Source organism: Dactylosporangium sp. NPDC050688 (assembly GCF_040654515.1).
Taxonomy (GTDB): Bacteria; Actinomycetota; Actinomycetes; order Mycobacteriales; family Micromonosporaceae; genus Dactylosporangium.
The window spans coordinates 1-26,678 of sequence record NZ_JBFAIC010000091.1 but is presented as its reverse complement, the minus strand read 5'-3'; the positions used below and the strand labels follow the sequence as shown (position 1 = coordinate 26,678).

General features: G+C 69.4%; 23 protein-coding genes. 9 read left to right on the top strand and 14 right to left on the bottom strand.

Features of this window, described 5'->3' with window-relative positions; translation table 11 throughout:
• The first annotated feature begins 12 nt into the window (after positions 1–12).
• The 3 genes from AB0H83_RS46575 (at position 13) to AB0H83_RS46565 (ending at position 2,564) form a co-directional block, all read left to right on the top strand.
• On the top strand, positions 13–1,143 hold the full coding sequence (locus AB0H83_RS46575) for a hypothetical protein (protein WP_360108607.1): 1,131 nt from the start codon (positions 13–15) through the stop codon (positions 1,141–1,143).
• A gap of 175 nt (positions 1,144–1,318) precedes the next feature.
• Positions 1,319–1,477, top strand: coding sequence for a hypothetical protein (locus tag AB0H83_RS46570; protein ID WP_360108604.1), 159 nt, complete (start codon positions 1,319–1,321; stop codon positions 1,475–1,477).
• Positions 1,478–1,607: 130 nt separating this feature from the next.
• Complete coding sequence (locus tag AB0H83_RS46565; RefSeq protein WP_360108601.1) at positions 1,608–2,564, top strand: hypothetical protein; 957 nt, start codon at positions 1,608–1,610, stop codon at positions 2,562–2,564.
• 884 nt (positions 2,565–3,448) lie between these two features.
• Here AB0H83_RS46565 and AB0H83_RS46560 read toward each other — a convergent pair.
• The 13 genes from AB0H83_RS46560 to AB0H83_RS46500 all read right to left on the bottom strand — a co-directional run bounded on the left by AB0H83_RS46560 (position 3,449) and on the right by AB0H83_RS46500 (position 18,584).
• Positions 3,449–4,207, bottom strand: a complete 759-nt coding sequence (locus AB0H83_RS46560) for an SDR family oxidoreductase (RefSeq protein WP_360108598.1) — start codon at positions 4,205–4,207, stop codon at positions 3,449–3,451.
• On the bottom strand, positions 4,194–4,661 hold the full coding sequence (locus tag AB0H83_RS46555; protein WP_360108595.1) for a zinc ribbon domain-containing protein: 468 nt from the start codon (positions 4,659–4,661) through the stop codon (positions 4,194–4,196). The genes AB0H83_RS46560 and AB0H83_RS46555 overlap by 14 nt, the downstream gene beginning before the upstream one ends.
• Positions 4,658–5,842 carry a lipid-transfer protein gene (locus AB0H83_RS46550; protein ID WP_360108592.1) on the bottom strand — a complete coding sequence of 395 codons (1,185 nt, stop codon included), beginning with the start codon at positions 5,840–5,842 and terminating at the stop codon, positions 4,658–4,660. The genes AB0H83_RS46555 and AB0H83_RS46550 overlap by 4 nt, the downstream gene beginning before the upstream one ends.
• Positions 5,843–5,847: 5 nt before the next feature.
• On the bottom strand, positions 5,848–8,451 hold the full coding sequence (locus tag AB0H83_RS46545; RefSeq protein WP_360108589.1) for a CoA transferase: 2,604 nt from the start codon (positions 8,449–8,451) through the stop codon (positions 5,848–5,850).
• A 48-nt stretch (positions 8,452–8,499) separates the two neighbouring features.
• On the bottom strand, positions 8,500–9,627 hold the full coding sequence (locus AB0H83_RS46540) for a mandelate racemase/muconate lactonizing enzyme family protein (RefSeq protein ID WP_360108587.1): 1,128 nt from the start codon (positions 9,625–9,627) through the stop codon (positions 8,500–8,502).
• Positions 9,628–9,636: 9 nt separating this feature from the next.
• A complete protein-coding gene (locus AB0H83_RS46535; RefSeq protein WP_360108584.1) occupies positions 9,637–10,677 on the bottom strand; it encodes an ABC transporter ATP-binding protein in 1,041 nt (346 codons plus the stop codon).
• Positions 10,677–11,702: an ABC transporter ATP-binding protein gene (locus AB0H83_RS46530; RefSeq protein ID WP_360108581.1), complete on the bottom strand. Its 1,026-nt coding sequence runs from the start codon at positions 11,700–11,702 to the stop codon at positions 10,677–10,679. Before AB0H83_RS46530 ends, AB0H83_RS46535 begins: the two co-directional genes overlap by 1 nt.
• Positions 11,699–12,622, bottom strand: a complete 924-nt coding sequence (locus AB0H83_RS46525; RefSeq protein ID WP_360108578.1) for an ABC transporter permease — start codon at positions 12,620–12,622, stop codon at positions 11,699–11,701. Before AB0H83_RS46525 ends, AB0H83_RS46530 begins: the two co-directional genes overlap by 4 nt.
• A 92-nt stretch (positions 12,623–12,714) precedes the next feature.
• Positions 12,715–13,662 (bottom strand): ABC transporter permease, encoded by a 948-nt coding sequence (locus AB0H83_RS46520; RefSeq protein ID WP_360108575.1) that lies wholly within the window; start codon positions 13,660–13,662, stop codon positions 12,715–12,717.
• A 90-nt stretch (positions 13,663–13,752) separates the two neighbouring features.
• Entirely contained in the window at positions 13,753–15,243 is a 1,491-nt protein-coding gene (locus tag AB0H83_RS46515) for an ABC transporter substrate-binding protein (RefSeq protein WP_360108572.1), read from the bottom strand.
• Positions 15,244–15,494: 251 nt separating this feature from the next.
• The gene (locus tag AB0H83_RS46510; RefSeq protein WP_360108569.1) at positions 15,495–16,181 is read right to left on the bottom strand and encodes an SDR family NAD(P)-dependent oxidoreductase; all 687 of its coding nucleotides are present in this window, start codon (positions 16,179–16,181) and stop codon (positions 15,495–15,497) included.
• Positions 16,178–16,972 carry a GntR family transcriptional regulator gene (locus tag AB0H83_RS46505; protein WP_360108566.1) on the bottom strand — a complete coding sequence of 265 codons (795 nt, stop codon included), beginning with the start codon at positions 16,970–16,972 and terminating at the stop codon, positions 16,178–16,180. The genes AB0H83_RS46510 and AB0H83_RS46505 overlap by 4 nt, the downstream gene beginning before the upstream one ends.
• A 10-nt stretch (positions 16,973–16,982) precedes the next feature.
• Entirely contained in the window at positions 16,983–18,584 is a 1,602-nt protein-coding gene (locus tag AB0H83_RS46500; RefSeq protein WP_360108563.1) for an amidohydrolase family protein, read from the bottom strand.
• Positions 18,585–18,828: 244 nt separating this feature from the next.
• Between AB0H83_RS46500 and AB0H83_RS46495 the strand changes: the two genes are divergently transcribed.
• From AB0H83_RS46495 to AB0H83_RS46480, 4 genes are all read left to right on the top strand, one after another.
• On the top strand, positions 18,829–19,779 hold the full coding sequence (locus AB0H83_RS46495; protein WP_360108560.1) for a D-2-hydroxyacid dehydrogenase: 951 nt from the start codon (positions 18,829–18,831) through the stop codon (positions 19,777–19,779).
• 83 nt (positions 19,780–19,862) lie between these two features.
• Positions 19,863–21,317: an aldehyde dehydrogenase family protein gene (locus AB0H83_RS46490; RefSeq protein WP_360108557.1), complete on the top strand. Its 1,455-nt coding sequence runs from the start codon at positions 19,863–19,865 to the stop codon at positions 21,315–21,317.
• Positions 21,318–21,328: 11 nt separating this feature from the next.
• Positions 21,329–22,546 (top strand): CoA transferase, encoded by a 1,218-nt coding sequence (locus AB0H83_RS46485; protein ID WP_360108554.1) that lies wholly within the window; start codon positions 21,329–21,331, stop codon positions 22,544–22,546.
• A complete protein-coding gene (locus AB0H83_RS46480) occupies positions 22,539–23,276 on the top strand; it encodes an enoyl-CoA hydratase-related protein (protein ID WP_360108551.1) in 738 nt (245 codons plus the stop codon). Before AB0H83_RS46485 ends, AB0H83_RS46480 begins: the two co-directional genes overlap by 8 nt.
• A 22-nt stretch (positions 23,277–23,298) precedes the next feature.
• Here AB0H83_RS46480 and AB0H83_RS46475 read toward each other — a convergent pair whose 3' ends face one another.
• A complete protein-coding gene (locus AB0H83_RS46475) occupies positions 23,299–24,093 on the bottom strand; it encodes a 3-oxoacyl-ACP reductase family protein (protein ID WP_360108548.1) in 795 nt (264 codons plus the stop codon).
• Between the two features lie 134 nt (positions 24,094–24,227).
• Here AB0H83_RS46475 and AB0H83_RS46470 point away from each other — a divergent pair, with 134 nt between their 5' ends.
• A complete protein-coding gene (locus AB0H83_RS46470; RefSeq protein WP_360108545.1) occupies positions 24,228–25,382 on the top strand; it encodes an acyl-CoA dehydrogenase family protein in 1,155 nt (384 codons plus the stop codon).
• Positions 25,375–26,556 carry a thiolase family protein gene (locus tag AB0H83_RS46465; RefSeq protein ID WP_360108542.1) on the top strand — a complete coding sequence of 394 codons (1,182 nt, stop codon included), beginning with the start codon at positions 25,375–25,377 and terminating at the stop codon, positions 26,554–26,556. Before AB0H83_RS46470 ends, AB0H83_RS46465 begins: the two co-directional genes overlap by 8 nt.
• Positions 26,557–26,678 lie beyond the last annotated feature (122 nt).

The following is a 26,678-nucleotide window of genomic DNA, read 5'->3' as shown; positions in this document are numbered from 1 at the left end:
CAGAATGGGCTGGTGCAGACGTTGCTGGATCAGGTCGTCCCGGTCCACTATCACCTGTTCTACATCCGCAGCAGCGACGACTGGGGCGACGACCTCGGCAAGGGCGGGCAGGCGAACGGGTTGTGCGGCGCCGCCTACCCGGGCAGCCTGACATTCACCACCGGCATCCACACCGGCCGGGTCCCCGTCCGGGTCGAGCTGCACGACACCGAACCGCCCCTCGACCCGATGTGGGAGGAGGTCGTCGAGGCCTCCTACCGGCCGGACACCGCCGACGTACATCTCGCCGAGTGGGACGGGCCCAGCCATCCGCTGCCGATGCCGGTCCGGAACTACCGGGTCAGGTTCTGCGGCGTCGCGTTCGACTTCGACGAGGACAACTTCGACCCCGACGCCGGCGACGAGCCCGTGGACTCGCCGGAGCGTTACTTGGTGCAGTTCTGGCCGGCGCCGCCCGCCGCGGACCGGGTCGTCCGGGAGACCAGCCCCGGCGCGGCGTCCTGGCACCGCACCGCCAGGGAGTCACCGCCGCCGAAGTCCCGCAAGGCGCGCGAGGAGGAGGCCCGGCGCAGACGGGCTGAGGCCGCCGAACGGGACGAGCGGTCCCGCCTCGAGCACGAGGCCCGCTACTGGTGCGGCCGCACCCCGTCCAGCCCGGGCCTGCTCGCCATCGCCCCGGACGCGGTCGCCGTCGCCCGGTTCGACCGCGACCTCCTCGACGAGATCGACGCCGCGACCCCTGACGTGCAGCGGGCGATGGCGCGGTGGGCGGCCCGGCACATCTGCGGCCTGACCGGCCTGACCGGTCAGGACTGGGTCGGTGAAGGCCTCGCCGCCCTCGACGCCGGAACCCCGCCACCGGCCGCGTTCCGGGACTTCAACGCCGCGTTCGCCCGGCTGTTCGAGGTCCGGGAGGAGGACGTCGTGCACCGGGCGACGGTCACCGTGAGCAACTGGAGCGACGGCGAACGGCCGCGGCCCAGGATCGACCCGCGGACCTCGGCGCTCGGCGCGGTGATCGCGGCCCGGGAGACGGACCCGCTGCTCGCCGCGATCAGCACGGTCCGGCTCGCCGCTCAGGCACTCCCGGACGAGGCCCAGGCGACGATCGCCGCGTTCCGGGGCGCCTTCGACCTGCCGTAGCCTGTCGGTCACTCCGTGACGAGCAGCGTGTCGTCGGGCCACATGTCGTCGTACTGCGGTGCGAGCAGGAACCGCCCCCGTTACCTTTTTGATCGTCCCCAGGAGATTCTGTTCCGCCGTCTCCGGTTCCGGTTCGCCGAACTCGGGCCGGCCGGGCAGCGCGAACGCCGGTCGCATGACAACCGGTGGGCACAAGGTCGCGTCCCTCTACCCGTTCCGCGGCGTGCCCAAGGGCATCAGCCTGGACGGTCTGCCGGTCGCCGGCAACGCGGCGTCGAATGCGCCAGAAGCCGCGCCCAACGGCACGCTGCCGGTGGTGCGGCGCCGCACATAGCGAAATGCGCGTTTTCGAACGTCCGTGAATTCGCCGTTGTTGCGGTATCTCCCCTTAAATAACGTTACTGGGCAGGTCCAAAAAACCGGTTGTTGACGCACTCCAGCGGCGACGGCCAAACTCAAGGCCCATGAGGATATTGACCTCCATCGCATTGATTCTGACCATTGTCGCCGCGCCGGCGGCCCCGGCCGCGGCGGCGGCCCAGGCGGCGTGCACGTGGCGGGTCACCGCGCTGCCCGCCCCGGCCGGGTACTCGTACGCCGTCGCCAACGGGGTCGCGCCGGTGTCCGGGACCGTCGTCGGCCACGCGGTCCGCGCGGACGGCAGCGGCCGCGACGCCGTGGTGTGGCAGAACGGCAGCCCGCAGGTACTGCCCAAGCCGCCGATCGAGGGCAGCGGCTCCAACCGTGCGGACATCGTCAACAACCAGGGCGTGATCGCCGGTGTCTGGTGGGGCGCCAACAACCGCGTCACGGCGTGGCGCTACCGGGCCGGCACCTACGACCTCCTGCCCATGCCGGCGACGACGATGGGCATCTCCGTCACCGGGATCAACACCGCCGGTGACATCATCGGCCAGTCGTTCACGCTCTCCCCGTCGTCGCAGGGCCTGCTGTGGAAAGCCGCGACGCCGGACCAGTACACGAGCCTCGGCTCCTCGACCTATGCGGTGGGCATCGACGACGCCGGCCGCTACGTGCTGAACACCAGAGTCATCGTCAACCCGGACGGCTCACGGGTCACGTTGGCGCGGCAGGTGTTCGTGCGGCTGTACGACCGCGGCCGAATCCTGACCGACGACCTGGACAAGAAGACCGTCGTGGAGTGGAACATCTCGGGACAGGTGGTCCGGGAGTTCGCCGGAACCTACGGGCACGCGGTCAACGCCTCGGGCGTACTGGTGGCAACACCTCCCGGCACCGCCTATGTGGCGGTACGCAACGGCAGCGCATGGGAACAGTTCACTGTCCGGATGACCACCAGCGAGGGAATCACCGACGCCAATGTGGTCGTGGCGAACTTCGACCACGACGGCACCACCCAGACCGAGCAGGTCGCCGGCACCTGGCAGCGAGGCTGCTAGCACTGCATTTGGGTTCGTCGACGCCAGTGGCATTGCTGGGCTTGCCACTGGCGTCCGCGTCGGCGTCGGCGTCGGCGTCGGAACAGTGACCAGGCGATCATGTGTTCGTTGTCCGGGTAGCGGCTGTAGAGCAGGGCGCCGATCAGTCGGCGGGCTTCGGGGACGCTGATCGCGATCAGCAGCGGACCGCCTCTCCGGCCTGCTCAGCCGACCTCTCGTGTTTCGCACTTTTTGTGATCTTGGTGGACGGCTGCGGGCGACACGCCGGGGTGCGTCTCCACGGCTCGGCATAAATGGGGAAAGCATCGACGGTGCTTGATCACCCTGCTGAGAGTGATCCTGTCGGGCTCGTACATTCGGTTCGCGGCTGTGACGTGCGGTTTTGTGTGGAGTCTGCCCGTCGGTAGCGGCGACAATCGAGGTCATGGCCGCTTCGCTGGTGTACCTGCTCCTGCGCCAGATCCTGCAGATGCTGACTCAACTCGCCCGCGACGGCGGCGCGAAAGACGTCGAACTCCTTAGTCTTACGCCATCAGGTGGCGGTACTTCGCCGGCAGGTGCACCGACCCGACCTGCAGCCCGAAGATCGGGTGGTGCTCGCGGCGCTGTCGCGGCTGCTGCCCCGACCGCAGTGGTCGGCGTTCTTCGTCACCCCGGCCACGCTGCTGCGCTGGCACCGGCAACTGATCGCACGGCACTGGACCTATCCACACGCGCACCCCGGCCGGCCACCGATCGACCGAGAACTCCACGTCCTCGTGCTGCGTCAAACAGAGCATGAGACGCACCGCCGCAATGACGCTGTCCAAACCCCGGGCCAGGTGGTCCGGCCAGCTCGGGCCAGACCGGCTCACCGGTCGGGTGGGATCTTGGCGACCGCCGGCTCAGACGGCGGTCATGCCGCCGTCGATGACGAGCGCCGACCCGTTGACGAAGCGGCCATCCGCCCCGGCGACAAACGCGATCGCCGCGGCCACCTCCTCGGGCGTACCCATCCGGTTGTCGAGCTGCCGGCGCTGCATCTCGCGGCGCTTCTCCTCCGGATCGTCCGCGTTCGCCAGGATCTTGCTGATCCATTCGGTCTCCACGGTGCCGGGGCAGATGGCCACACACCGGATGCCGTCGGCTGCATGGTCGGCGGCGACCGCGCGGGTCAGGCCCACCAGGCCGGCCTTGGAGGCGCAGTAGGCCGCCCGGTTGGCGATACCCACCATCGCGGCGACCGAGGCCACATTGACGATGACACCGCCGCCGCGCGCCACCATGCCCGGCAACACGGCGCGGGTCAACCGGAACGGCGCGGTGAGATTCACGTCAAGCACACGATGCCAGTCGCTGTCATTGGTGTCGGGCACGTTGGCGGCCACCGCGACACCCGCCACGTTCACCAGCAGTGTCGGTGGCCCGAGCCTGGTCTCGATGTCGCCAACTACGGCATCGGCGGCATCCGGATCACGCAGGTCGGTCTCGAACAGCTGTGCCGGGTCGGCGCCGATGCGGTCCAGCGTCGCAACCAGGCCCGGCCGGTCGATGTCGACCAATGCGACGCGGTATCCCTCGGCCGCGAGCCGCAGCACGGTGGCCCGTCCGATGCCCGATGCGGCGCCAGTGACAATCCCGACGGCCGAATCAGTCTTCGTCATGGGGTCCGTCCTTTCTGGACGGACCATCGTGGATCCGCCACTGTAGCAACGAATGCTCGGACTGATGCTCGAAAGCACCGACGACTGCGGTGCCGATGGTGGGATCGCGCATCGGGTCACCGAGCAAATTCCCGATCAGCCGCACCCCGGGCGCCTCGGCCAGCGCCACCAGAACCACCAGATAGGCGCTCACCCCGGCCAGAGCCGGATGGGGATGGTTCCAGGCGCGGTACCAGGAGTACACCCTGCCGTGCGGCGCGACGGGCGCAAACTCCAGTCGTGTGCTGTGGCAGCGGTGGCACAACCACTCCGGCAGCCACTGGAACCGCTGACAGTCCTGACAGCGCTGGATGACCAACTCTTCGCGGCGCAGCCCGTCCCAGAACGGCCGGTCCAGCCCGTCTGGGAACGGCTGTGGGGCGGGCAGTCCAGCTGGCAGGTAGGACGTGCTCACAGGGTCGCCTCGCTGCCGTAAATGGCGCTGCTGGTGGGCGTGACCATCGGCCCGGCGAACACCAGCGACAGCTGGGCGTCCGGCACCTGGTTCACAGATGTGCCCCGCAACTGCCGTACGGCCTCGATGTGATGGCCCATGCCATGCAGGTAGCCCTCGGCGAGGTTGCCGCCGCTGGTGTTGAGGGGCAGCCGGCCACCGGGGGCGAGGAACGTCTCCGGCACGAAGAACTCGTTGGCCTGGTCCGGTTCGCAGAACCCGTGCTCGATCAGCGCCATCACCACCCCGGCGGCGAAGTTCTCGTAGCCCTGCACCACGTCGATATCGGCGGGTGTGACGCCGGCCATGGCATAGAGCCGCGGCGCGACCGTGCGGAACTCGGCCGTGCCGAGCGTCTCCGAGTCGAAGACGCCGTCGATCACCCCGCCGCCCCGATGTCCGGCCCCCTGGACGCAGCCGAGCAGGTACACCGGGTCGGGCCGGGTCGCCCGGGCCCGGTCGGCGCTCACGATGATCAACGCGGCCGCGCCGTCGGACTCCTGGCAGCAGTCGTACAGATGAAACGGCTCGACAATCCACCGGCTGTCGTCGTACGCCTGGGCGGTGAGTGGACGCCCGTGCATCACCGCGCGGGGGTTGCGTTGCGCGTGTGCGTACGAGGCGAGCACGACGGATCGTTGCACGCCGGGATCGATGCCGGTCTCGTGGAAGAACCGGGTGGCGTTGAGGGCGAAGAAGTTGGCCGCGGTGAGGTGCCCGTAGGGCACGAAATGGGAACTCCAGCGACGGGTCGCGGCGCCCTGGCTGTACCGGCCGTGCCGGCCCTGCGTGATCCCGCGGTACACCACGACACAGTCGGCGAATCCACAGTGGACAGCGGCGGCGGCCTGCTGGACCGCGCCGGCCGAGCCTCCCCCGCCGCCACCCCACTGCATGGTGGACCACCGCAGCTCCCGCACGCCGAGCGACGTCGCCAGCCGGACCGAGCTGTTGCGGTCGTCGGAGAAACTGACGAACCCGTCCAGGTCCGCCGGCCGAATGCCCGCGTCCCCGCAGGCCGCTCGCACGGCGTCCAGACACAGCGAGAACTCGTCGACCGGCGACCGCCCGTGCCGGTAGTAGGCCGACTCCCCCACGCCGATCACCGCTGCGGCGGCCCGCATCGTCGCACCGGTGCCCATCGTGCTCACACCACCCCGTCGGCGTACAGCTGGTCGATCTCGGCATCGTCGCAGCCGAGCCGCTCCCGCAGCAGCCACCGGGTGTCCTCGCCGTAGTTGGGCCCGGACCGGCCGGTGGGGCCGCCAATGAAAGGGGGTGTCTCGCTGAGCCGGAACGGCATCTCCCGGACCGGCCAGGTACCGATCTCGGACTGCGGCAGCTCGACCAGCCAGCCGTCGTGACGCAGCTGCGGATCGTTGTCGCAGCGGTCCTCCGCGGTCTGGCAGACGCCGGCCGGCACCCCGGCGGACTGGAGCGCGGCCATCAGTTCGGTGCCGTCCCAGTGGCGTGTTTGCGCCGCGATCAGCTCGTCCAGTTCGTCCTGCACGGTCAGCCGGGTCGCGAGGGTCCGGAACCGCGGTTGCTCGGCCCATTCAGGTGTGCCGAGCAAGCGGACGAGCGCCGTCCACTGGTCTTCGTCAAAGCAGCTCAGAGCCAGCCATCGGTCCTCGCCGCGGACCGGGTAGGTGCCACACGGTGCGGCCGGCTTGCCGGGCGAGCGGTTGCCGACCCTGCTCCACGGGCGCCCGTTCGCGCTGTAGTCGAGCACTGCCGTGCCGGTCAGGTACAGACCGATCTCTGTCTGCGACGAGTCGATGTGGCAACCCTCGCCGGTACGTTCGCGCCGTTGCAAACCGGCCAGGGCGGCGATCGCGACGTTGTAGGCGCCGAACCAGTCGAGGTAGGAGTATCCGATGCCGGCCGGCGGGTACGGTGCGGGGAGGCCGGACATCTCGCTGAGGCCGCTGAACGCCTGCGCGGTCGGGCCGAAGCTCCGCAGTCGGCCGTAGCGTCCAGCCTGACCCAGGCCGGACTGCTGGACGTAGACCAGGCGCGGGTTGAGGGCGCGCAGCACGTCGTAGCCGAACCCCATCCGCTCCAGCGTCCCCGGCGAGTACCCCTCGATGAGCACGTCGGCGTCGGCGATCAATCGGCGCAGCAACTCCTTGCCCTGCTCGTGTTTGAGGTTCAGGCTGATCCCTCGCTTGCCGGCGTTGATCTCCATGAAGGCGCCACAGCGGTTCGGGCTGTCCGCCGGAGCCGGTGGGATCTCGCCGGTGGCGGCCTCGCGCGCCGCGCGACCGCCTGCCGGGGCCATCCCGGCTCCGTAGCGCATGATGTCCAATCTGGACAGATGCTCGACCTTGATGACCTCGGCCCCGAGCGCGGCCAGAAACCGGCCCGCGCCGGCACTGGCCAGCAGCCAGCCCAGGTCGACCACGCGCACCCCGTGCAGCGCGAACGGCTTGCCGTGTGGGCTGAGTGGTTCGGCCGGGTCATCGCTGGCCACGGGACCGTCGGCCGCGGCCGCGCCCGTACGCACCGGCCGCGTCGGTACGGGTGGCGTCGCCGCGAGCACCTCGGCGGTGTGCTCGCCGAGCAGCGGCGGGCGGGGGGTGAGCCGCCAGCTCACGCCCGGGGCGACCCAGCGACGGCCGACATAGCGGAACGTCTGACCGAGCTCCGGATGGTGCACGTCGACAAAGGTTTCGCGGTCGTCCCAGTGCGGATCGGCCAGGTTCTCCTCCGGCGTCCGCAGCGGCGCCCAGGGCAGACCCTGCTGCTGAGCGTCCCGCCACAGCTCCCGGTCTGACTTCAGCCGGGCCGCCAGCGCGCTCACGGCGGCGTAGGTCTGACGCCGGCCCGGTTCACTCAGACGGAAGCCCGCATCGGCGAAGGCCGGCTGGGCCAGGTCGTCGGCCATGCCGTGGCGTCCCAACAACTCCAACAGCCCGTCCCAGCCGTCGTTGACGCCGGGCAGGTAGGTGGCGTACGGCATGAGCCACCGCCCGTCCTTGGTCATCGCCAGGGACGGTACCGAGACTCCCGGGCCGGGCAGGCTGTGCCGGCAGGTCTGGCGTCGATGGGTCCGGCGTAGGTAGACCCAGCTCGGCAGGTCGGTCTCGGTGCACTTGCTGACCGCCTCGTGCACCGAGGTGCTGACCTGCTGCCCGACCCCGCGGCGATCCCGGTACGCCAGCGCGCCCAGGATCGCGATCACCGTGACCTCGCCGGCGATGTGGTACGACTGCCACATCTGCGGGGCGATCGGCGGTGTGTCGTAGTAGCCCGCCGGATCGGGGCTGTAGCCGCAGTTCATCATCACCCCGCCGAGGGCCAGGTGCACCAGGTCGCTGCCCCGCAGGTCGGCCCATGGCCCGGCGTCACCGAACGGCGACAGCCGGGTGTAGATGAGGGCGGGGTTCTCCGTTCGCAGCTGGTCGCCACCCAGGCCCCGGTCGGCGAGGTAGTGCCGCGACCGGGTATCGATGAGCACGTCCGCATTGGCGACGAGGCGCCGGAAATCCGCTTGGCCAGGGCCGTCGTCCAAGTCGAGCACCACCGACTTCTTGGCGAGGTTGTAGTGCCAGAAGTGCAGGCTCCTATCCAGATGGGCGACGTCGCGGTAGAACGGCCCGTAACCGCGGGTCACCTCGCCGCCCGGCGGCTCCACCTTGATCACCTCGGCGCCGAGCCGGGCGAGCACGCCGCCGCAGTACTCCCCGAGTTCGTCGGCTAGTTCGACGACGCGCAGGCCGTCGAGAAAGCCGGTGCCATCCACGGCCACCCTGTCTCCCTCCACCCGAATTGGACAGTCCTGGTCGGTGCCCCGCGGCTAGGCAGACCGCACCAGGTACTGGGACACCGCCTCGATGTCGACGTCAACGCCCAGACCGGGCTCCTGGGGCAGGTACGCGTGCCCGTCAACGACCTTCACCGGATTGCGCACGATATTGCGACGCAGCGGGTTCTCTTCCACGCAGTACTCGAGAATCAGCGCGTTCGGGGCGCAGGCCAGGAAATGCAGCGAGGCCGCGGTGTTGATGTCCGTGGTGAAATTGTGGTTCGCCACCGGCAGTCCGCGCTCGTGAGCCATTCGCGCGATGCGCACCGCCTCGGTGAGCCCCACCCGGGTCACGTCGATCTGCACCACGTCGACACTGCCGATGTCCATCAGCTGTTGGAACCCCGCGGCAGTGCACTCCTGCTCACCGGCCGCGATCCGCATTCCCACCGTCTCCGACAACCGGCGATAGCCGCGCAGGTTGTCCGGGTGCAGGGGCTCCTCCAGCCAGAACAGGTTGTACGGCTCGAACAGCCGGCACCGTTGGATCGCCGACTTCGCGTCCCAGGCCAGCCCAGCGTCGATCATGACATCTACGCCGGAGCCCACCCCGTTCCGGACCGCCGCGACGAGTTGGCGGTCGAACTCGGGGTCGGGGCCGAGCGGCTCCCAGCCGAACTTCACCGCGTGGAAGCCATCCGCCGCGGCGCGGGTCGCGCGGGCCTGGGTCTCTTCCGGCGTGAAGGCGAACATGTGGCTGGCGTAGGCGCGGATGCTTTCAAACTCGCCGCCGCCCAGCAACTTGTACACCGGCTGCTCGAGCAGCTTGCCCTTGATGTCCCACAGGGCCAGATCGATGCCGGCCATGGCCTGGATCACCGCTCCGTTGCGTCCATAGTAGAGGGTCGCCTGGTACATCTTGTCCCGCAGTCGAGTGATCTCCAGTGGATCCTCGCCGATGAGCACGTCCCGCAGTCCGCGCGACATCAGGTGCGAGGTGGGTGCGTTGACGATGGCCTGGACCACGAGCGGGTTCGCGTCCACCTCGCCGTAACCGACGACGCCCTGGTCGGTGCTGATGCGCACGACGAGAGCGTCCTGGGAACTGTCGGTGCGGTCCTTGATCTCAGGCATCCGGAAGTACAGTGCTTCGACCTCGGTGATCCTGATATCAGACATTGCTGCTCCTCATGAACTGGGGTGGATCGGCGGGCGGGCCAGGCTCAGGCTGTCGCGCCAGAAATGGCACGCGACCAGGTGGCCGGGAATGGCTTCCTCGAGCGCGGGGCGCTCGATCCAACAGCGTTGTTGGCTGACCGGGCATCGGCTGGCGAACGCGCACCCCTTGGGTGCGTCGAGTGGGCTGGGTAGCTCGCCCTGCAGGATGATCCGCTCACGGCTGCGCTGGATCCGGGGATCCGGAATCGGGGCGGCCGAGATCAGCGCCCGCGTGTAAGGGTGCAGCGTCGAGCCGAAGAGATCGGCCGTGGGTGCCCGCTCGACCAGCGAACCGAGGTACATCACCCCCACTGTGTCGGACATGTCGCGCACCGCGGCGAGGTCATGTCCAATCACGAGGTAGGCGACGCCGAGCTCGTCCTGCAGCCGACGCAGCAGGTCGATGATCTGGGCCTGGACCGACACGTCGAGCGCCGAGATCGGCTCGTCGCAGACGATGAACTTCGGCTGGGTGGCGAGCGCCCGGGCGATGCCGACCCGCTGGCGTTGGCCACCGGAGAGCTCCACCGGGTAGCGACCCAGCATCGTGCGGGGCAGCCCGACCAGGTCGAGCAGCTCAGTCACCCGGGCGTGCTGCGTCGCCACCGGCTGGGTGGCCTGGATCCGCATCGGCCGCCGGATCAGTTCGCCGATGGTGAGGCGCCGGTTGAGGCTGGAGTACGGATCCTGGAAGATCATCTGCATGTCCCGGCGGACCGGTCGCAGCGCCCGCTGGTTCAGGCTGGTGATCTCCCGGCCGTCGAAGGCCACCGTGCCCGCGACCGTCGGCTGCAGCCGCAGCACGGCCCGGCCCAGAGTGGTCTTGCCACTGCCCGATTCACCGACCAGACCGAAGGTCTCACCGACCGACACATCGAGGCTCACCCCGGCCACGGCGTGCAGCACCCGGCGCTTGCCGTCGCGACCCCGGCCCGGCACGGCGAAATCCACGCAGAGATCCCGGACTTCGACCAGCGGCCGGGGGTTCGGCCCGCCCTTGGCGCCGCCCATCACACACCATCCTCGTCGCCGATGGGAGACCGGGTGCGCCCGGTCGGGGTGGCGGCATGCCAGCAGGCGACCTGCTGGCCCTGAGCGTCCGGCTCAAGCCGGGGCACGTCCTCACACGCGGCCGTGGCGAGCGGGCAGCGCAGCCGGAACTCGCAGCCGGACGGCGCTACTCCGCTGAGCGCGGACCGGGCGAACGTCGCCTCGTTGGCTCCCTTGGGCCGGTCCATCCGGGGAACCACGGCGATCAGGCCCTGGGTGTACGGGTGTCTCGGCGCGGTGAGGACCGCGTCGACCGATCCGCTCTCCACCACCCGACCGGCGAACATGACATAGACCCGCTGGGCCATCTCCGCCACCACCCCGAGATCGTGGGTGATCAGGAGGATGGACAGACTGAGCTCCCGCTGCAGTCGTTTCAACAGGTCGAGAATCTGCGCCTGGATGGTGACGTCGAGGGCCGTCGTCGGCTCATCGGCGATCAGCAGCTCCGGCTGGCAGCTCAGCGCCAGGGCGATGACCGCTCGCTGGCGCATCCCGCCGGAGAGCGCGTCCGGGTACGCGCGGGCGCGCTGCGCGACGTCGTTGATGCCGACCAGGTCCAGCAGTTCCAACACCCGGGCTCGGATCTGTGTCCGGTCCAGCGACGTGTGGGCCCGCAGCGCGGCCGCGATCTGGTCACCCACCCGCACCAGCGGGTTGAGCGCCGTCATGGGGTCCTGGAACACCATCGACATCCGCGCTCCACGGATCCGGCGCAACTCGTTCGGGTCCAGCTCGTACAGGTCGGTGCCGCGAAAGCGGACGTCTCCCTCGATCCGGGCCCGGCTGTCGGGAATGAGCCGCAGAGCGGACAGCGACACCGCGGTCTTGCCGCTGCCCGACTCACCGACCAGCGCGACCGTCTCGCCTGGCGCGAGCCGCAGGGAGACCCCCTTCACCGCTTCCACCTCGCCGGTGGCTCCGGTGAGGTAGCTGACCCGTAGGTCGTTCAGCTCCAGCACCGCGGCCTCACCGCCGGCGCTCATGCGGTGCCACCCGAACCACGACGGATCGCCCGGCGGGTGTATCGCCGCGCCGGGTCGAGCGCGTCGGACAGCCGCAGGCCGATCAGCATCACCGAAACAGTGACGAGGAACAGCGCCACGATCGGCACGATCTCGAACCACACCGTCTCGACCAGATAGTTGCGCGCCGTATTGATCATCGCGCCGAGGGAAGGGGTGGGTGCCTGCTCGCTCAATCCCAGGTAGCTCAGCCCGGCCTCCAGGATGATCGCGTGGGGGATCGAGGTCATGAGGAACAGCACCAATGGTCCCGCGACGTTGGGGAGCACCGACCGGAGCAGGATGTTGACCCGCCCCGCGCCCGCGACCAGATCGGCCAGCACATAGTCGAGGTTGCGTTCGGTACGGGTGGCTGAGCGGGCCAGCCGGGCGAAGGACGGCATGCCGACCGCCGCGATCGCCAGCACCGCTGTCCACATACCGCTGCCCAGCACCGCGGTGATCGCGATGGCGAGGATGATGTCGGGAAAGGCGAGCACCACGTCCCAGCACCGCATGACGAACCGGTCCGTGCGGCCACCGATGAAGCCGGCCAGCATGCCGAGCGCGCCCCCGACCACGGCCGCGATGATGGTGGCGGTGAGCGCCACGATCAGCGACATGCGCAGCCCGACCGCGATCCGACTCAGCAGGTCCCGGCCCAGGTTGTCGGTCCCCAGCCAGTGCGTGCTCGACGGGCCGGTGAGCGGATCGCCGGCCAGCTCGTACGGGCCGTGCTGAGCGAGCATCGGGCCGAACAGGGCGATGACGAGCACCACGGCGACGCCGCAGGCACCGATGAATCCGGTGGGATGGCCCAACACCAGGCGCAGCACGCCTGTCCGGGCCGCCGCGTCACCCGGCCCGGTGCCGGGCGGTCCGGCCGTGGGCGTCCCGGCCATGGGTGCGGGTGTCTCGGTGAAGGGTGGTCGCGCTGGTGCCGGCACGGAGGGTGGCAGCACGGCTGGCCGCGGTGGCTGTGGGGGGTGGGCCATCAGTCGCCTTTCATCACGCGCGGGTCGAGCTTGGCGTGCAGCAGGTCGGTGAGCAGGTTGACCACCACGACGGTCACCACCGCGAGCAGCACGACCGCCTGGACCGTCGGGTAGTCATCGCTGAGCACCGACCGCAAGGCCAGACTGCCCAGACCCGGCCAGGAGAACACCGACTCCATGATCACGGCACCGGCCAGCAACTTGCCGGTGGTCAGGCCGAGCAGCGTGAGCACCGGGCTGAATGCGTTGCGCAGCAGGTTGGAACGCACGATCACCGATCGGGGTAGCCCCATCGACGTCGCGGTCCGGACGTGATCCTGCTCCAGGTTCGCCAGCATGCCGTCGCGAACCAACCAGGACAGCTGCGGCATGATGAGAATGCCGAGCGTGCCGGCCGGCAGGATCAGATGGGTGATGGCGTCGACCGGATCGTCCCAGAGCGAGACATAGCCCGACATCGGTAGCCAGTTCAGGGACAGGCCGAACACCATCAGCAGCACCAGGCCGAGCGAGAACGACGGCACGCCCAGGGTGGCCATGTTCATCGCATTGATGACCTTGTCGACGAGCTTGCCCCGGTTGAGCGCGGCGATGATGCCGCTCGACACGCCGAGCACGGTCGCCAGCAGGAGCCCGGCGACGACCAGGTGCAGCGTGGCCGGCACCCGGTTGGCGATGAGCTCGACCACCGGGTAACCGGTGGCGTACGAGTACCCGAAGTCACCGGTGGCGGCGCGGGAGATCCAGAGCCAGTACTGGGTCGTGATCGGCTCATCCAGCCCGAGGCTGGTGCGTACCGCCTCGAGTTGCTCCTCGGTCGCGTCCTGCCCCAGGATCGTCACCGCCGGATCACCCGGTAGCACCCGCACGAGCGAGAACACGATGACCGAGGCGACGAACACCACGATCACCAGCCCGGCGAACCGCCGCCTGACATATGCGCCCAACAGATCACCTCCCGAGTCGACAATGGACAGTGGCCCGGCGCACGGCCTCCCCCGCAGCCGGAGGTGCGGAGAAGGCCGTGCGCAAGCCGGCTACTTGGTCTTGGACAGGCCCGACAGGATGGCCAGGTCGCCGACCGCGCTGTCGAAGCCGGAAACGCTCGACTGGAAGGCGTACAGCACCGGGCGAGACGCGATCGGGACCACGATCTGCTCGTCGACGAGGATGTCCCGCAGCTGGCCGTACATCGTCTGCCGCTTGCTCGAGTCCAGTTCGGACGCGGCCGCGGTGGCCAGCTGCTGGTAACGCGGGTCGACATAGCCGAGCCGGTTGGCCGCGGTGGGCAGCATCGGGGGCAGCGTGTAGACGTAGTTCGGGTCCCGGGCCGGCACCGCGAGGGCCGACAGGAAGCAGTCGAAGTCGGCCTTGGTGTACCGTTCCTGGCCCTGCGCCGCGGGGAAGGTCTTGATGTCGACCTTCACACCGATCTTGGCAAGGTCCGCCTGCAGGATCTCCAGGATTGGTCCGGCCTGCGGCAGCGAGCTGAGCCACATGGCTTCGAACTGCAGGTTGGTGACCCCAGCGCTTTCGAGCAGACTCTTGGCCCGGTCCAGGTTGAAGGCGTACCGGTTGACGTCGGCGGCCTGGTAGACCGCCAACGACTTGGAGTAGAAGGGCGTCGAGGTCGCCGTGGCCTGGTTGGCGAACACCGCCTTGACGACCTTCTCCCGGTCGAGCGCGAAGCTGATCGCCTGCCTGACCCTCTTGTCCGAAAAGACCGGCCGCCGGACGTTGAGCAGCAGCGTCCAGTACCCGCCGAGCGAGGTCTCCTGGCGGACCGTGAACCCTTCCCGGGCCAGCGCGTCGACCTGGTTGTAGTCGAGGCCGAGCACCCAGTCGACCTCCTTGCCCTTGAGGTTGAGCACCATCGAGGACGCGTCGGTGAACGTCTTGATGATGATGGTCTTGGTCTTCGGCAGGCCTGGTTGCCAGTAGTTCGGGTTGGCCTCGAGCTTCAGCTGCTCGCCCGGTTTGAAGCTCACGAACTTGTACGGTCCGGTGCCGGACGGGCTCGTCTTCACGTTCGGCACCGCGGCCGGTTCGATGATGAACAGCGAGGCCATCAGGTCCAGCGCCACGCCCTCCGGGATCGGGCGGTTGTACTCGATGCGGACGGTCTTGGCGTCGACGGCGCTCACCCCCTTGATGACCGCCGCGCCGCCGGAGAGGGTGTGGCCGACGGTGGTGTCACGGGCGCGCTCGATGTTGGCCACCACGTCGGCCGCGGCCATCGATGCTCCACTGTGGAACTTCACGTCCTCCCGCAGGGTGAGCGTGAGCGAGAGGCCGTCCGGGGCCATGGTCCAGGCCGTCGCGAGGCAGGGGCTATAGGTGCCCTGCTCGGCCCCGATCCGGACCAGGGGGTCGTAGATCTGGAAATGCTGCAACCGGTCAAAGGCGAGCACGAAGTAGGGATCGAAGGTGGTGAAGTCACCAAGCTGCGCGCCGGTGATGAGCTCCACCATTTCGGCGGGGCCCTCGGAAGCATCGTCCGAGCAGCCGGCGAGCATGAAGGGCGACACCGCCAGCGTTCCACCGACGAGTGCGGCTCCGGACAGGAACCGCCGTCGACTGAAGGGCTGCCTAGCCGTACGGGACAGGTCGTTTCCGCTATCGCTCATTGTGACTCCCAGGGGGTGGCTGATCCGGTTCAGCGGACTTCCAGAATGGAGTAAAACGGATGAAACGGACGAGGGCACCCGCGTTCACCCCATGCGGGGGTACGTCAGGTGAGCCAGGCCGAGATCGCGGCCGGCTGTGTCGTTACCCGCTGTTAGTAGGTGGCGCGTCCGCCACTGGCATCAAAGACCGCACCGGTCGAGAAACTGCACCGGTCGGACGCGATAAACCACACCAGCTCGGCCACTTCGTCGGGTCGACCGATCCGACCCAGCGGAATCATCGCGCTGAGCCGTTCGAGTACCTCCGGCGCGGTGGCCCCGTTCATCGGGGTATCGATCACCGCGGGGGCGACCGAATTCACCAGCACCCCCGTGCCGGCGAGTTCCTTGCCGAGCGACTTCGTCAACGCGATCACGGCCGCTTTGGACGCGGAGTAGGCCGACAGTCCGACGTTGCCGTCCTTGCCCGCCATGCTCGCCAGGTTCACGATCCGGCCCCAGCCCCGCTCGACCATGCCCGGCGCGAGCGCCCGACACAGGTTGACCGTACCGAGCACATTCACGGTGAGCACCTGACGCCACTGCTCGTCGGTGGTCTCCAGCAACGGCCGGTTGGCGCCCACGATGCCGGCGCTGTTGACGAGGATGTCCACGCCGTCGCGGCCCACCGCCCCGGCCAGCGCGGCGTCGACCGCGGCCGGGTCGCCGACATCGACGACCACGTCGGCCCGATCGTCGATATCCAGGGTGAGGACGCGAATGTCGTCGGCGCGCAGTCGGTCGACCACTGCGGCCCCGATGCCGCTACAGCCACCCGTCACGAGTGCGGTCCGCTTCATGGCGCCGGCTTCCCCTCGATCGAGGTCCATTCCGACACCAGCAACGTCGACGAAGAGCCCAGGATGTGGCACTCGACGACGGTGCGGATCAGGGTGGCGTTGCCAGATTGAAGCGCACCGTAGAGCAGGCGGTGCTCAGCGACGATCTCGCCCAGCGTGCCGTGCTGCGGGGCCAGCCGGTACAACAGCACCCTGATGCGCGACAACACGCTCTCCCAGAGTTGGCTGACGTGCACCGAGCCCGCCGCGTGCACTGCCAGCGCGTGGAAACGAACGTCAGCCTCGATCACGGCGGCCATATCCCCGGCCGCCGCGCCAACCTCCATCTCCGCGATCTGTTCCTCCAGCGCCAGCATGAGCTGGTCGTCCAGGTCATGGGAGATCTTGCGGAAGGCGTAGTTTTCGGCCGCCACCCGGATCGGGAGGAAGACCTCCAGCATCTCCTCGGTGGAGACGTAGGAGACGAACGATCCCCGGTTGGGGTGGTGTTCGGCCAAGCCCTCGCTCACGAGTTGTCGAAGCGCCTCCCGCACCGGGCCAGGACTCGACCCGTACCGCTCCGCGATGTCGTCCTGCTTGAGCTGCTCGCCGGCCTGCAACCGGCCGGTGACGATCGCCTCGCGCAGCTCGACCAGGATCTCCTCCCGGCGCGACGTCTGGGTGCGGGCGGCTGGCAGCCGAGGGGCCCGGCCGGGCGCCGGAGCCGGCGACTGCCCAGCCACCCGGCGCGGCCGATTGTCTGCACCCATCAACCCAACGCTCCCTGTCATGTCATAGCTCGTCGTGTTCACGATGACGCCCTCATCGGTGCCGCAGCACGTGGCCGGGGCGGTGTCCGAGGTGCGTACCATTCTCGACCACGACCACCCCATTGACGAGCACCATATCGATGCCGTCGGGGTACACCGCCGGATTGGCGAAGGTCGAGCGGGAGTTGAGCCGGTCGAAGTCGAACAGCACCAGATCGGCGAAGTAGCCCTCCCGGACCAGGCCACGAGCCCGCAGACCGAAGCGAGCGGCCGGCATTCCGGACATCTTGCGGACGGCCTCCTCCAGGGTCAGCGTGCCCCGCTCACGCACGTGGTGGGTGAGGTAGTAGACGTGTCCGTTATAGGGCAGCGGGCTCTGCGTCAAGGCACTGAGAGGACCGGTGTCGGTACTGCTGTACGCGTCGTTGCCCAGGCTGAACAGCGGATGCGAGACCATCTCGGCGAGATGCTCCTCGGTGAACAGATCGCCGACCATGCTCATCTGTCCCATCGCCTCACCGGCCGCGGCCAGCATGTCGAAGTAGGCATCCCAGGGATCCTGCCCGCGGGCTTGCGCGATCTCGGCGATGGTGCGGCCGTTGAACTCCGGGAACTGCAGGCTGTTCTGCATCCGGGCCCGATGCCACTGTCCCTTGCTCAGAAACCGCCAGTACCGGTCGCAGTCCGCCCGTAGCCGCAGCCGGACGGACGGATCGGCCAGCAACTGGGCCGCTCCCGCGCGACCACCGGCATATACCCAGCTGGGCAGCAGCCCGTCCATGCGGCCCAGCCCGTGCGGGAACGGCGTCGTGTCCGCCTGGACGTCGAGGCCCTGCGCGCGCGCATCCACCAGCAACTGCACCGCCCGTTCCCAGCCACGGTCGGGCGCGCCACTGTCGTGCCGGACGTTGAGGTGCGACACCTGCCCCGGCACATTGCCGATCCGGGCCACGGTGAGGAACTCGTCGATCGCGTCGAGGATCGCGGCGTCACGGTTGCGAATGTGGCTGGCGTAGAGGCCGCCGTAACGCGCGACGACCTGGGCGAGGTCGGCGAGCTCCTCGACCCCGGCCAGCGCGCCCAGGTCGTACTCCAGCCCGGACGACAGGCCGTAGGCGCCCGCCTCCATCGCCTCGGCGACGAAGGCCCGCATGGCCCGCTGCTGATCGTCGGAAGGGGTACGACCGGTCACCCCGGCGGCGGCGCGCACCGTGCTGTGCCCGACCAGATGGGCGAGGTTCTGTGAGATCCCGCCCTGCCGCACCATGTCGAGGTAGTCGGCGAAGGTACGCCAGGTCGGTGGCCCGTCGTAGCCCTTGGACCGCAGCCGCAGCGCGACGATGGGGGCCGACTCGTCGGTGACGGGAGCCAGACTGAGGCCGCAGTTGCCCACCACCTCAGTGGTGACGCCCTGCCGGATCGTGCTCTGCGCGTCGCGGTTGGCCAGCGTGGTGAAGTCGGTGTGGCTGTGCGGGTCGACGAAGCCGGGCGCAAGCACCTTGCCGGCGCCGTCGACGTCGCGGTGCGCGGCACCAAGCTGGCCCGACGGGGTCACCGCGACCACGCGGTCGCCCTGGATACCGACGTCGGCGACGCGCCGCGGGGCCCCACTGCCGTCCACCAGTACGGCGCCTCTTATTGCCAGATCGAACACTGCCGCCGCCTTCCCGAACCGCCGCCATCGGTCGACGGGACGACAGATTATCTATAGTGTCGGAGGGTGTCAAGGAGTCGGCGAGACTGGCCTGAGTGGCGCGCTAATCATCGATCCCTTTGTCTAGCTGCATTATCGGTTCCCGTTCGTCCCTTGTGGACAGTTGCCTCACACGGCGACGCGTGCTTGACTTGGCATGAATTACAGATAGTCTATGATCCGTTGTCGCATCCTCGGAGGTTCCGTGTCGCCCACCGATGCCCTGAGCGTCGTCGTCCACCCGACGACGGTGGCGAGTGCCGCTGTACCGGCGGTCGCTGAGGCCATCCGGCGCCGCACCGGCCTGCCGGTCAGTTGCCCCGTGGATGAGGCCGGCGTGGTGGCCGCCCTGGCCGACGGCGCCTCGATCCTGGTCACCTACCGGTGGCGCGACGCCTACCTGCAACCCTCGCTGCGCTGGGTCCAGGGCCAAGGGGTGGGCTACGAGCAGTACCCGCTCGACCAGTTCCGGGACCGGGGCGTCGTGTTCACCAACGCGGCCGGAATCCAGAGCACGGTCATCGCCGAGCACGTGTTCGCGCTCCTGCTCGGGCTCACCCGAGGGATCGGGCACTCCGTACGATGCGCCACCGAGCGGCGCTGGGACGGCCGCACCGACTTCGAGATCGGCGGGATGACCCTGGGCATCCTCGGCCTGGGCTCGGTCGGGGAGGCGGTCGCCCGCCGCGCCACCGGATGGGATCTCACCGTCATCGGCACCAAGCGTGACCCGGGCACCTACCAGGGCTGCGCAAGCGAGGTACTGGCGCCACAGCGATGTATCGAGGTATGTGAACGAGCTGATATTTTGGTCGCCTGCCTGCCGGGCGGGCCCCAGACGCACCAACTGCTCTCCACCCGGGCCTTCGCGGCGTTGGGCGCCGGGTGGTTGGTCAACGTCGGCCGAGGATCCGTGGTGGACGAGCGGGCCCTCATCGACGCATTGACCGTCGGGTCGCTGCGCGGCGCCGGCCTCGACGTGTTCGAGACCGAGCCCTTGCCGGCCGCCTCGCCCCTGTGGGACCTGCCGAACGTCATCGTCACCCCGCACAAAGCCGGCCAGACTCCGCACTACATCGAGCGCCTGGCCAGCCTGGTGGCCGCGAACGTCGACGCGCTGCGCGGGCACCTGCCCTGGACCAACCGCGTCAGCTGATTCCGGCCGGTCGCTCCCGCCGGTCAAGACACTCCACCTGGGAGCCGACTGCGAGACGACCGGCGACAAACCGACGAGACGAAGTGAGGGCACGCGTGACCAACTCCCCCGGCGTCGATCGCCCGGACCTTTCCACACTCTTCGCCGCGACGGCGGACGGCATCGACGTGCCGACCACCGCCACCTTCGCCGTGCTCAACCCGGCGACCGAGCACGTCGTGGGGTACGCGCCATCGGTCACGCCAGATCAGCTCGACGGCGTCTTCGCGGCGGCCGAGCGAGCCTGCCAGCCCTGGCAGTCGGATGAAGGGGCCCGGCGGCAGGCACTGCACGCCGCGGCCGACGCCATCGACGCCGCCACCGACGAGCTGTCCGGTCTGCTCACGGCCGAGCAGGGCAAACCGCTGGCCGAGGCGCGGTCGGAGTTCACCCGGGCCGCAGTCTGGCTACGCTACTTCGCCGACCTGCAGCTCGGTCATGAGGACGTCCCGCACCTCGACGGCCGGGCGGCCGTGCAGCGCCGCCCGCTCGGTGTGGTCGCCGCGATCACTCCGTGGAACGTGCCGCTGGTGCTCGCGGTCTGGAAGATCGCGCCGGCCCTGCGGGCCGGCAACACGATGGTGCTCAAACCCTCGCCGTTCACCCCGCTGACCACCCTCGCGGTCGGGCACCTGCTGCGGCGGGTGCTGCCGGCGGGTGTCCTCAACATCATCGCCGGTCCGGACCCGCTCGGGGCGGCGCTGGTGGCGCACCCGACGCCCCGCAAAGTCAGCTTTACCGGTTCGACCGCCACCGGCATCAAGGTGGCCCAGGCGGCCGCGGCCGGGCTGAAGCGCGTCACCCTCGAACTCGGCGGCAACGACCCCGCGATCATATTCGATGACGTCGATGTCACCGCGATCGCCGAGACATTGTTCTGGAACGCGTTCACCAACAATGGCCAGATCTGCCGCGCGGTCAAGCGGGTCTACGCGCACGAGTCGATCCACGCGGAGCTGGTCGAGGCGCTCGCCACGATCGCGGCCAGCACGAAGGTCGGCGACGGGTCAGATCCGGCGGTACGGCTCGGGCCGCTGAACAACCCGGCCCAGCGCGACCGGGTGGCCGAGCTTGTCCGGGACGCCCTTGACCACGGTGCGACAGTGGCCGCCGGGGGCCGCCAACCGGCTCGGCCCGGATACTTCTACGAACCGACCATCCTCGACAACGTCACCGACGGCGTCCGGGTCGTCGACGAGGAACAGTTCGGCCCGGTGCTCCCGGTTGTGGCGTTCCGCGACACCGCGGACGTGATCAGGAGCGCCAATCGGGGGCCGTACGGACTGACCGCGTCCGTGTGGTCGAACGACCTCGACCGGGCCAGAGCGGTCGCCGACCAGCTCGACGCCGGTCAGGTATCCCTCAACGTCCACGGCGGAGGCGTGGTGCCGCACCTGCCGTTCGGTGGCCACAAGCTCAGCGGGATCGGCGTGGAGAACGGGCCGTGGGGCCTGGACGCCTATTGCGATCTGCGGGTCATCACGTCGGCCGGTCGCTGATGCCGCCCACGATGAACCCCGACGCTCCGCTGAACGGCATCACCGTCCTCGACCTGTCCAACACCCTCATGGGCCCGTTCTGTTCGCTCCAGCTCGCCCACGCCGGGGCGGACGTCATCAAAGTGGAGGAACCGGCCGGTGATATCACCCGGACGATCGGCCAGGGCCGACACCCCGGCATGGGCCCGATCTTTCTCAATGCCAATCACGGCAAGCGAAGCATCGCGATCGACCTGAAGCAGGACGCCGGGCAGGCGGCCCTGCTCGCGCTCGTACGACGGTGTGACGTCCTGATCCACAACTTCCGGCCGGCCGCCGTCACCAAGCTCGGGTTGGACTATCCGCGACTGCGCGCGGTCAACGAACGCCTCATCTCCTGCTCGGTCATCGGCTTCGGCAGTACGGGTCCCTACCGCGACAAGGCCGCGTACGACGACGTCATCCAGGCGATCAGTGGGGTGGCCGCGGCGCAGGGCGGCGCGGATGGTCCGCCCCGATATGTCCACGCGACGATCGCCGACAAGGTCGTCGGCCTGCTCGCCTTCGGGGCCATCACCACCGCCCTGCTGCACCGCGAGCGGACCGGGACCGGTCAGGCGATCGAGGTGCCGATGTTTGAGGCGATGGCGGGATTCACCGCGCTGGAGTTGCAGGGCGGCCACATCTTCGACCCACCCACCGGTCCGTCGGGTTACGCCCGACTGTCCACTCCGTACCGTCGCCCGTACCGCACCACCGACGGATATCTGGGCGTGGTCGTCTACACCGACCGGCAGTGGCTGGCGTTCTTCGACCTCATCGGCGAGCCCGAGCTCAGCCAGGACCCCCGGTTCGCCACGATCGCGGCCCGGACCCGACACATCGACCAGCTCTACCAGTTGGTCGAACGGGCGCTGGCCAGCGACACCAGCGCGCACTGGCTGGCCCGTCTGGACGAGCTGGGCATCCCCGCGGTCGCGGTCCAGCGCGTGGACGACCTCCTGTCCGATCCGCACCTCGACGCCGTCGACTTCTTCCAGCGCGTGAGGCACCCGACCGAGGGCGCGCTGCGCATCGCCCGCTCCGCGATCCGCTTCGGCGTCAGCCCTCCGCCCGACCTCCCGGGCGCCCCGAGGCTGAGCGAGCACGCGTACCAGGTGCTCACCGAGAGCGGCTTCACCGACGACCAGATCCGCCAACTCGCCGAGTCCGGAACCATCCGGCTGCCCGATGAGGAAGTCCATGAGTGACGTCACGCTGGAGGTCAGCGACCATGTCGCGGTCCTCCGCCTCAACGCCGTCGAACGGCGCAACGCCCTGACTCCGGCGATGGCCGCGGACGTCGTCGCCGCCGTTGACGAGGTCGACCGGCGGCCGGACGTGGGAGCGTTGGTGATCACCGGCGGCCCAGCCTTCTGCGCGGGTGGCGCCCTCGGCATGCTGGCCGCGGTGTACGCCGATCCCGTGGCGACGGAGAACTTCGACGCCATCGACACCGTCTACCGCACGTTCATCCGGGTCGGCAACGCGGCGCCGCCGACGATCGCGGCGGTGCGCGGCGCCGCCGTGGGCGCCGGGCTGAACCTCGCGCTCGCCACGGACCTGCGCGTGGTCGCCCGGGACGCCCGGCTCATCGCGGGGTTCGGCCGCATCGGCGTGCATCCCGGCGGCGGCCACTTCGGACTGCTCGCCCGCGTCGCCGGACGGGAGGCCACCGCAGCGGCGACGCTGTTCGGCGAGGAACTCTCCGGCCAGCGCGCGGTCGACCTCGGGATCGCCTGGACGGCCGTCGACGACGGTGCGGTCGAGGCGACCGCGTACGATCTCGCCCACCGCGTCGCCCAGGACCCGGCGCTGGCGAGGATGATGACCGCCTCGTTCCGGAGGCAGGCCAACCCACCCGGGCTGCCCTGGGAGGTGGCGACTGAACTGGAGCGGGCGGCCCAGCTGTGGTCGTTCCGCCGCCGGGCCGACCGGTGAGCACAGTCCCCCGGTGCGTGGCTCAGTGAGCCGTCCAGCCGCCGTCGACGAAGAGCGTGCTGCCGGTGACGTACGAGGCCGCGTCGCTGGCCAGGAACCTGACGGCGCCGACCAGTTCGTCCGGCTCACCGAAGCGGCCCATCGGGATGGCGGCGAGGACCTGCGCGCCGCGCGGCCCGTTCAGGTAGGCCTCGGTCAGGTCGGTGCGGAAGTAGCCGGGAGCCAGGCAGTTCACCCGGACACCCCGCTCCGCCCATTCCAGCGCCAACGCCCGGGTGAGGTTCTCCACGCCACCCTTGCTCGCCGCGTAGGCGGCCATCCGTGCCACGCCGGTCGACCCGTGCACCGACGAGACGTTGATGACGCTGCCGCGTCCGGCCGCCAGCATGTGCCGGCCCGCCTCCCGGCTGCAGTAGAAGGTGCCGGCGAGGTTCACGTCGACGACCTCCGACCACGCCGGGTCCGACAGCTGCTCGCTGCGGGCCACGGTCGGGTTAATGCCCGCCATGTTGACCAGCACGTCGAGGCGGCCGTGCCGCGCGACGACCGCGTCGGCGATCGCGGCCATCCGCTCGCTGTCGTTGACCTGACCCTCGGCGACCAGCACCGACCCGCCCGCGCTGGTGAGATCGGCGGCGAGCTCCGTGGCGAGCGCGTCGAGCGGTGTCCGGGTCCGCGCCGTCACCGCGAGGTGCGCACCGGCCCGACCCAGCGCGACGGCGATCGCGCGGCCGAGCCCGCGGCTAGCGCCGGTGATCCAGATCACTTTGCCGGCGACATCGGCCGCGCCGGTCGTGGTCTGCCGCGAGGGCTCCATGCCGCTCCCTTACGTCCAAAGTGGATAGACGACGGGTTCACCCCGGCCCGTCGACGTATCCTATCCGCAACCAACCACATTGGACGATGGCCCGGCGTGAGACCTTTCCCCGATCCAAGGTGGTGTAACCGGCGATGAGCCCCAACCCGTATGACGCACTTCGAGACCGCCTGTTCGAGGCGATCTGGCGCGACCTCGACCCACTCGCGACCGAGATCGAGGATCGCGAGGAACTGCCTCTGAGCCGACTGATGCCCATGCTGCGCGACATGGGAGCACTCGGCCTGCTCGTACCCGAGCAGTATGGTGGGGCCGGCCTGAGCATCGAGCAGTACTTACCGATCATCGCGGAGTTCGCCAAGGTGCAGGGCGGCATCCGCGTGCTCGTGCACGTGCACAACTCGTTCGCGCACGCGCTGTCTGAGATCGGGTCGCCGGAACAATGCGCGGCCATCCTGCCCGGCGTGCCCTCCGGTTCGCGCTCCGTCGCGTTCGGCCTGACCGAACCGGACTTCGGCACCGGGGCCGACCTCGGCACCACCGCGGTGCGGTCCGGCGACGACTACCTCGTCAACGGTCGGAAATGGCTGATCACCAACTCCGACATCGCGTCACACTTCATCGTCTTCGCCCGCACCGGCGACGCCGCCGTCTCGGCGCTGCTGGTCGAGCGGGACCGCCCCGGCCTGACTGTGCGCCCGATGCCGGAGACGATGGGTTGCAAGGGGGGCGAACTTGGCGAGTTGACGTTCCACGATGTCCGGGTGCCCGCCGCCAACCTGATCGGCGCCGAGGGCTCGGGACAGGATCATTTGGAGCGGGTGCTGGAAATCAGCCGGGTCTTCATCGCGGCGAGTTCTCTCGGCACGGCCCAGCGTGCGCTGGACCTCAGCCTCGCGCACGCCCGCCGTCGGGTCACGTTCGGCAAGCCGATCGGAACCCGGCAGTCGATCCAGCGCTACCTCGCCGAAATGGCCACCGACGTCTACGCCCTGCGGCACATGCTCATCGACGCCGCCCGCAAATGGGATGCCGGGCAAAGGATCCCGGTCGAGGCCTCGTTGGTGAAGTTGTTCGGCCTGGAGGCGGTCGGGCGAGTGACCGACCGTGCCCTGCTCGTGCACGGCGGCATCGGCTACACCCGGGATACCCCGATCGAACGGCTCTACCGCGATGCCCGGCTGAACTGGCTGGAGGAAGGACCGCCGACGATCCAGTACCTGGTCGCGGCCCGCGAGCTCATGGCCGGCTATCGCTGGTCCGACGCGTTTGGAGGCAGCAATGGCTGAGGCGTATCTCATCGACGCGGTGCGGACACCGTCCGGGCGGGGCAAGGCCGGTGGCGCGCTGTCGGGCATCCACCCGGCGGACCTGCTCGCGGCCACGCTGCGCGGGCTGCTCGAGCGGACCGGGGTGGCACCTGAGCTGATCGACGACGTGATCGGCGGCTGCGTGACCCAGGCCGGCGAGCAGGCGATGAACATCACCCGGCAGGCGGTGCTCGCGGCGGGATTCCCCCACACCGTCCCAGCCACCACAGTGGACAGACAATGCGGATCCAGCCAGCAGGCGGTCCACTTCGCCGCCCATGCGGTCGCCGCCGGCGCCCAGGATCTCGTGGTCGCCTGCGGCGTGGAGTCGATGAGCCGGGCCCCCATGTGGTCCAACTGGCTCGATCGAGACCCCTACGGTCCGGGCATCGCCGCGCGCTACCCGGAAGGCCTGGTCAAGCAGGGCATCGCCGCCGAACTCGTGGCTGACCGATGGAGCATCAGCCGGTCGGAGATGGATGAGTACGCCGCTCGTTCGCACCAGCGCGCCGCGGAGGCTGCGGACAATGGCTGGTTCGCCCACGAGCTGCTCCCGATCACCGATCCCGCCGGGCGCCGGGTCGACCGGGACGAGACGGTAAGGCCAGGCACCACCGTCGAAGATCTGGCCGGGCTGCGTCCGGCGTTTCGAGACGAGTCGGCCGGCGAACACTTCCCCGGGCTCGCGTTCCAGATCACCGCCGGCAACTCCTCGCCTCTCACCGACGGCGCCTCAGCCGTCCTGGTCGCCAGCGCCGAGGCGATCCGCCGGTACGGTCTCTCGCCCTTGGCCCGCGTGCACCGGACCGCGGTCGCCGGGGCGGACCCGACCCTCATGCTCACGGCGGTCCTGCCCGCCACGGCCCAGGTGTTGACCCGTGCCGGGCTGACCATCCACGACATGGACGCGGTCGAGGTCAACGAGGCCTTCGCGTGTGTGCCGTTGATGTGGCAGCGCGAGTTCGCGTTCCCCGCTGAGCGGCTCAATCGGCATGGTGGCGCGATCGCCCTGGGCCATCCGCTCGGCTCCTCCGGCACCAGACTGCTGACCACGCTGCTGTCCACCCTCACCCGCACCGGCGGAAGGTATGGCCTACAGACCATGTGCGAGGCGGGCGGAATGGCCAACGCACTCATCATCGAACGCCTCTGAATCGTTGCTGGCCGAGCGGATGCGGGCGCCGGCGTTGACGTGCCTCCGGCCCGGGCCGGAGCGGTCGCTGCCAGCTTCCCGGCCGCCTGGAGTCGATCGAGCGTTTCGTACGTTAGCCGGCG